This window comes from Aurantiacibacter xanthus (assembly GCF_003584015.1).
GTDB classification, from domain to species: Bacteria; Pseudomonadota; Alphaproteobacteria; order Sphingomonadales; family Sphingomonadaceae; genus Alteraurantiacibacter; species Alteraurantiacibacter xanthus.
The window spans coordinates 1-7,286 of record NZ_QXFM01000041.1 but is presented as its reverse complement, the minus strand read 5'-3'; the positions used below and the strand labels follow the sequence as shown (position 1 = coordinate 7,286).

At 65.8% G+C, this 7,286-nt stretch carries 6 protein-coding genes; 4 read left to right on the top strand and 2 right to left on the bottom strand.

All coding sequences use genetic code 11. The features are described 5' to 3' along the window. A partial coding sequence (gene aroC / locus D2V17_RS04455; protein ID WP_119591924.1) for a chorismate synthase occupies positions 1–666 on the top strand: 666 nt, incomplete at its 5' end. Between the two features lie 123 nt (positions 667–789). Here aroC and D2V17_RS04450 read toward each other — a convergent pair. Next, positions 790–1,557, bottom strand: a complete 768-nt coding sequence (locus D2V17_RS04450; protein ID WP_119591923.1) for a hypothetical protein — start codon at positions 1,555–1,557, stop codon at positions 790–792. Positions 1,558–1,784: 227 nt separating this feature from the next. Here D2V17_RS04450 and ahpC point away from each other — a divergent pair, with 227 nt between their 5' ends. The 3 genes from ahpC to katG all read left to right on the top strand — a co-directional run bounded on the left by ahpC (position 1,785) and on the right by katG (position 6,563). Continuing rightward, a complete protein-coding gene (ahpC, locus tag D2V17_RS04445; RefSeq protein ID WP_119591922.1) occupies positions 1,785–2,351 on the top strand; it encodes an alkyl hydroperoxide reductase subunit C in 567 nt (188 codons plus the stop codon). Positions 2,352–2,555: 204 nt separating this feature from the next. Continuing rightward, positions 2,556–4,145, top strand: coding sequence for an alkyl hydroperoxide reductase subunit F (gene ahpF, locus D2V17_RS04440; protein ID WP_119591921.1), 1,590 nt, complete (start codon positions 2,556–2,558; stop codon positions 4,143–4,145). A gap of 207 nt (positions 4,146–4,352) precedes the next feature. Beyond that, positions 4,353–6,563, top strand: coding sequence for a catalase/peroxidase HPI (katG, locus tag D2V17_RS04435; protein ID WP_119591920.1), 2,211 nt, complete (start codon positions 4,353–4,355; stop codon positions 6,561–6,563). 180 nt (positions 6,564–6,743) lie between these two features. On the opposite strand, the gene D2V17_RS04430 is transcribed toward katG, so the two are convergent. After that, positions 6,744–7,286, bottom strand: a 543-nt coding sequence (locus D2V17_RS04430; RefSeq protein ID WP_119591919.1) for a Smr/MutS family protein, incomplete at its 5' end; no start/stop codon positions are given.

Sequence of the window (7,286 nt, the reverse complement as noted above, 5' to 3'; positions counted from 1 at the left end):
GTGGCGGCGGGCGCAGTGGCGCGGCTGGTGGTGCCGGAAGTGCGCATCGTCGCCTATGTCTGCGAGATCGGCGGCGACGCCATCGACCGGGCGAAGATCGACTTCGATGAGATCGCCAACAACCCGTTCTTCTGCCCCGACCCTGAGGCCGCCAAGCGCTGGGAGGTGCTGGTGGACGATGCGCGCAAGGCCGGATCGTCGCTCGGCGCGGTGGTCGAGTGCGTGGCGCTGGGCGTTCCGGCGGGCTGGGGCGCACCGCTCTATGCCAAGCTCGACAGCGAACTGGCCGCCGCAATGATGAGCATCAATGCGGTGAAAGCGGTCGAAATCGGCGACGGCTTTGCCGCTGCACGCCTCACCGGCGAGGAAAACGCCGACGAAATGCGCCCCGGCGAAAACGGTCCAGAGTTTCTGGCCAACCACGCGGGCGGCATCGCGGGCGGTATTTCGACCGGCCAGCCGGTGGTGTGCCGGGTGGCGTTCAAGCCGACCAGTTCGATCCTCACCCCGCGCGCCTCGATCACCAGCGACGGCGAGGCAACTGAGGTGCGCACCAAGGGCCGCCATGACCCCTGCGTCGGCATTCGCGGGGCGCCGGTGGTCGAGGCGATGATGGCGCTGGTGCTGGCCGACCAGAAGCTGCTGCACCGGGGGCAGGTTGGTTGAGTTTCGCTCGCCCATCCGGGCGAGCGTCCTCGGTGCTGATCCCTCCGCTTCGCTGCGGGGCACCTGCGGGCAGCCGGTCGGCCTTGCGGTCGCGGTGCGACCGTTATCGCCTGGCGAAGCGAATCACCGGTAGCGGCTCATCTCCAGCAGCGCGCGCGAGAACTCGCTGAACCACGCGGTGCCGACAACCGCCTCGTGCACCATGCCCTGCGCGAAAATCCAGCCCGCGCCAAACAGCGACCAGCCGTTGATCCTCCCGCTGCTGCGCCATTCGTAGACCAGCAGCGCGCCGGCCATCGTCCACAAGGTGAGGTAAAGCCAGAAGGTCGGGATCGGATCGTCGAGCGCGAGCACGTTGAACCAGAACCGGTTCACTCCCGGCGGCAACACGGGCAGCATCGCAAAACATATCGCCTGCCGGTGGACCATGGGCCGCTGCCGGTTGCGGATCGCGGCGGTGAACAGCACGCCGAAGGCGATCACCGCCAGCACCCCGAGATAGAGCCCATCGGTGCCAGGATCGCGCCCCGCGTCCATCCCCGCGCGCGAGGCGACCAGCTGGATCAGCAGCCCGATCAGCAGCACCGCCGTGGCATGGGCAATGCCCCACATTCCCAGCGAGCGGTGCAGCTTCACATTGCCAGCGCAGACAAGGCTCGTCTGCGCGAGGAGCAGCAGCATCCAGCCAACGAACACCAGACCATGCAGATGCACAACCGGTGGCGCGGGCGGAAAGCGGCCCTGCAAGGCGGGCAACGCCGAGTGCAGCCCGAACCCGGCGAAGACGAAAAAGCACATCGCCAGCACCAGCCAGAAGTGAAAGCTGGGCCGGAATCGGCTTCGCCATGCGGGCGCAACCATGCCGCCCGCCTCGTGCGCACCTGTTGCCATGGCCGACCTCTCCCGTGATCCGAGCCTATACAATGTCTAGCGCAGCGGTCGGTGAAATCCAGCTTCGCGAGGCCGACGCATATAAAATCGCCCCAACCTCTCACACAAATCACGTTTTATCGAATTTCTCGATCAAGCAAATCGCAACAACCCGCTTCTCTGAGCGCAATCCATCGCTATCTGGACTGCACGAGTTCAACACCAGCAGTCCAATCAGGAGAAGACACTTGGGTATCATCGGCAGCACCATCAAACCGTTCAAGGCCACCGCATTTCAGGCCGGTAAGGACTTCTTCGACGTCACCGAGGCCGACATCGCCGGCAAGTGGGCGGTGTTCTTCTTCTATCCGGCCGACTTCACCTTCGTCTGCCCGACCGAGCTCGAAGACCTCGGCGCCAAGTACGACGAACTGCAAGGCATGGGCGTGGAAGTGTTCGGCGTCTCGACCGACACCCACTTCAGCCACAAGGCCTGGCACGACACCTCGGAGAAAATCGGCAAGCTCAAGTATGCCTTCCTCGGCGACCAGCTCCACACGCTGAGCAAGAACTTCGGCGTTCTGCGCGAGGAAATGGGCCTTGCCGACCGTGCGACCTTCGTGGTCGATCCCGACGGCGTGATCCAGATCATGGAAATCACCTGCGAAGGCGTGGGCCGCAACGCCACCGAGCTGACCCGCAAGATCAAGGCCGCGCAGTACGTCCGCAACAACCCCGGTCAGGTCTGCCCGGCGGCTTGGGAAGAAGGTTCGGAAACCCTTGCCCCCTCGCTCGATCTCGTCGGCAAGATTTAACGGATCGACAATATCTGTCGGTCGGGTAAATCCGACCGCATGCGGCGCAGGCGGGCGCTAGGCCCGCCGCGCACATCCCGGCCCTGTTGCAGGGCTCGGGTCGCAAGAAGGCCCGGGGTTGCCCCCCCTACCCCTCGCCCCGGGCCTTCAACGCGCTTCCCCCCCTCCCCTTTTTCCATCGCCCCGCTCTGAAGGAGATCAGGCATGCTTGACGCCACCATGACCCAGCAGCTCGGCACCTATCTTGCCAACCTGCGTGAACCGATCGAACTGGTCGCCTCGCTCGGCGATGACCCGAAATCGGCGCAAACGCGCGAACTGCTCGAAGAGATTGCCGCGCTGCACGATATGGTCAGCGCCAGCTTCGACGGCGACGACGCCCGCAAGCCCAGCTTCATCATCCGCCGCGCGTCCGACGCCTCGAAGTGGGTCCGCTTTGCCGGGCTGCCGATGGGCCACGAGTTCACCTCGCTGGTGCTCGCGCTGCTGTGGGCCGGCGGCCACCCGCCCAAGGTCGAGGCCGAGGTACTCGAACAGATCGCCGCGCTTGAGGGCGAATACGAATTCGAGATGTACTTCTCGCTGAGCTGCCACAACTGCCCCGACGTGGTGCAGGCGCTCACGCTGATGGCGCTCAACAACCCGAAGATCACCGCCACCCTGATCGAAGGCGGCGCGTTCCAGGCGGAAGTGGAAGAGCGCGGCGTAATGGCCGTACCCGCCACCTTCCTCAATGGCGAAATGTTCGCCAGCGGCAAGATGAGCGTCGAGGAAATTCTCGCCAAGCTCGACAGCAATGCCGGCGCCCGCACGGCGGCCAAAATCGCCGACAAGGCTCCGTTCGAGGTGCTCGTGGTCGGCGGCGGTCCGGCGGGTGCGGCAGCTTCGGTCTACACCGCGCGCAAGGGCTTTGCGACCGGCATCGCCGCCGAACGCTTCGGCGGACAGGTGCTCGACACCATGGGGATCGAGAACTTCATCTCGGTGCCCTACACCGAAGGCCCCAAGCTCGCCCGCCAGCTCGAAGCGCATGTCGCCGAATACGACATCGACGTGATGAACCTGCAAAAGGCGGTGAAGCTGATCCCGGCCGAACAGACGGGCGGTTATCACACGGTTGAACTGGAAAACGGCGCGGCGCTGAAGGCCCGCACCGTGATCCTCTCCACCGGCGCGCGCTGGCGCAACCTCGGCGTGCCGGGTGAGTTCGAATACCGCAACCGCGGCGTCGCCTATTGCCCGCACTGCGATGGCCCGCTGTTCAAGGGCAAGCGCGTGGCGGTGATCGGCGGCGGCAATTCGGGCGTCGAGGCGGCGATCGACCTTGCCGGGATCGTCGGCCATGTCACGCTGGTCGAGTTCGACACCAAGCTGCGGGCCGATCAGGTGCTGCAGGACAAGCTGCGCTCGATGAAGAACGTCGACGTGCTCGTGAACGCCCAGACCACCGAGGTCACAGGCGACGGCGAACGGGTCAACGGCCTCGTCTACAAGGACCGCGCCAGCGGTGAGGAGCACACGGTCGAGCTGGAAGGCGTGTTCGTCCAGATCGGGCTCGTGCCCAACACCGAGTGGCTGAAGGACAGCGGCCTGCTGCTGAGCAAGTTCGGCGAGGTCGCCATCGACAGCCACGCAGCGACCAACCTGCCCGGCATTTTCGCGGCGGGGGACTGCACCACGGTGCCCTACAAGCAGATCATCATCGCCATGGGTGAAGGCAGCAAGGCGGCGCTCTCCGCGTTCGACTTCCTGATCCGTAACGCCAACCCGGAAGAGATCGCCGAGGCCGCCTGACACGATCCGACCGGACATAAAACGAACCCGCGCCTGTCACCTGACGGGCGCGGGTTTTTCGTTTGGGCGTCATTGTCCTACGCTAGGCTCACTGAACGGCCAATCCGATCACTAAAGCCCAATCAATCGGTTGGACCTATAATACGGATCCGCGCATTCTCTTTTCAGAAAGCGGCTCATGCGAAGAGTCGCCGCAGGAGATTGATCATGGACGCAAAGACAGGTTCGCTGGGCGGTTGCCCGATGCACAACGGCGGAATGCGTAGCCTCTTGGGCCGCACCAACAAGGACTGGTGGCCCGACGCGCTCGACCTCGAACTGCTGACGCAGGATGGCAAGTCGCCCGATCCGATGGGCGCCGACTTCGACTATTGCGAAGCTTTCAACGCGCTCGACTACAATGCGCTGAAAGCCGACCTCAAGGCGCTGATGACCGACAGCCAGGACTGGTGGCCGGCCGACTATGGCCACTATGGCCCGTTCTTCATCCGCATGGCCTGGCACGCCGCGGGCACCTACCGCACCGGCGACGGGCGCGGCGGTTCCTCCAGCGGCCAGCAGCGCTTCGCCCCGCTCAACTCGTGGCCTGACAACGGCAACCTCGACAAGGCGCGCCGCCTGCTGTGGCCGATCAAGAAGAAGTACGGCAAGCACATCAGCTGGGCCGACCTGTTCATCCTCACCGGCAATATGGCCATCGAAAGCATGGGCGGCCCGGTGTTCGGATTCGGCGGCGGGCGCAAGGACGTCTATGAGCCGGAGAAGGTCTACTGGGGCAGCGAGGAGAAGTGGGTCGACGAGGGCGTGGAAACGCGCATCATCCCCGATGAGGGCAAGGCGCTCGAAAACCCGCTCGCCGCGATCCAGATGGGCCTGATTTACGTGAACCCCGAAGGCCCCGGCGGCAATCCCGATCCGCTGCAATCGGCCCGCGACATGCGCGAGACCTTCGCCCGCATGGCCATGAACGACGAGGAAACCGTTGCCCTCACCGCTGGCGGCCACGCCTTCGGCAAGACCCACGGCATGGTCCCGCCCGATCAGCTTTCGGGTGCGCCCGAAGGTGGCGCGCTCGAAATGCAGGGCTTCGGCTGGAGCACCAATGCCGAGGATATCGCCGCCGGGCATATCACCACCTCGGGACTTGAGGGTGCATGGTCGAACAACCCCACCCAGTGGGGCGGCGACTACTTCCGCCTGCTGTTCAAGTATGACTACGAGCTGGTGACCAGCCCGGCGGGCGCGAAGCAGTGGCAGCCGGTGGGCCAGTCGGAGGAAGACATGGCGCCCGATGCGCGCGATCCTTCCAAGAAGGTGCCGACCATGATGACCACGGCCGACATGGCGCTGAAGATGGACCCGGACTATCGCAAGATCTCCGAGCGTTTCCGCGACGATCAGGCCGCGCTCGACGATGCCTTCGCCCGCGCCTGGTTCAAGCTGACCCACCGCGACATGGGGCCGAAAGTGCGCTACCTCGGGCCGGACGTCCCCGCCGAAGACCTGATCTGGCAGGATCCGGTCCCCGCCGGTACGCCTGCCAGCGAGGCCGATGTCGCCGCTTTCAAGGAGAAGGTGCTGGCCTCGGGCCTGTCGGCGAGCGCGCTGGTCAAGGCGGCCTGGGCCTCGGCCTCGACCTTCCGCGGCTCGGACAACCGTGGCGGTGCCAACGGCGCGCATGTCCGCCTCGCGCCGCAGAAGGACTGGGCGGTCAACGAGCCGGAAGAACTGGCCAATGTTCTGACAAAGCTCGACGAATTGCGCGGGAACCTGTCGATGGCCGATGCCATCGTGCTGGCGGGCGCGGCGGCGGTCGAGAAGGCAGCGCAGGACGGCGGTCATGCGGTGAGCGTCAAGGTCAGCACCGGGCGCGGCGATGCGAGCGAAGAGCAGACCGATGCCGAAAGCTTCGAGCCGCTCGAACCCTTCGCGGACGGCTTCCGCAACTACCTGAAGACCAAGGCCGACGTGAAGACCGAGGACATGCTGATCGACCGGGCGCAATTGCTCGGCCTGTCGGTGCCCGAGATGGCGGTGCTGGTGGCCGGGATGCGGGCGCTGGGTGCCGTCACGCCCCACCCCACGCATGGCAGCGGCGTCGGCGTGCTGACCGATCGACCGGGCGTGCTCAGCAACGATTTCTTCGTGAACCTTCTCGACATGGGCACGAAGTGGCAGGTGGTGGACGATAGCGGCGACGAGGAATTCGTCGGCAAGGACCGCGCAAGCGGCGCGGAAAAGTGGCGTGCCACGCGCACCGATCTCGTGTTCGGCTCGAACTCGCAGCTGCGCGCCATTGCCGAGGTCTATGCCGAGGACACCAGCGCGGCCAAGTTCGCCGAGGACTTCGCCAAGGCCTGGACCAAGGTTATGGAAGCCGACCGCTTCGACCTCACCTACGCCAAGTACCACGGCTGAGCATACCGACGAGAAAGAGGCCTCCGGCAGCAATGCCGGGGCCTTTTTGCGCGGGGTCAGCGCGATTGGCAAAGCCCTTCCCCTGTGGGGAAGGGTTGGGATGGGGGTTCTGCGCTAACGAGCGTCGAGCCCCCACCCCCCGCCCCTCCCCAAGGGGAAGGGAGCAAGGTGGATCAGACTCTAGCGCTGCCGCCGCAGCACCAGATAGAGCGCGCCCTCGCCTCCGTGGCGACGGTGTGCCTTGCGCACGGCAGCGATGTCGCTCGCATGGGGCCCGGCGGCGAGCCAGTCGAGGATCTTGGCGCGGATCGCCCCGCGTCTGTCGCCCCGGTCGGCAGAAGCCTCGGCGCGCGGCTTGCCGGTGATCAGCAGCACCATGCGCGCGCCCATCTCCTTGGCCTGCATCAGCCCGCTATCAAGCCGCGCATGCGCCTGTTCGAGCGTATGGCCGTGCAGGTCGAGCGTGAAATCAGGCGCGATCGCAGCGCGGGCAAGGCGCCGCTCCCAGTGTGAATCGAGGCCCGGTGCGGGCGATGGCGGCGGTGCGGGCACGGCCTTGGGCGGCAGAGCGGGCGGAACACGACCCTTGACCTTGCGCACCGGGGCCTTGGGCGGCTCGGGCATCGGAACGACCGGCTTGGGTGCAACCTTGCGGACCGGGTGCAGCGGCGTCACGCTGGCAGCCACCCTGTCCCACAGCGCGGCCTCCTCGGGCGAGAGGCC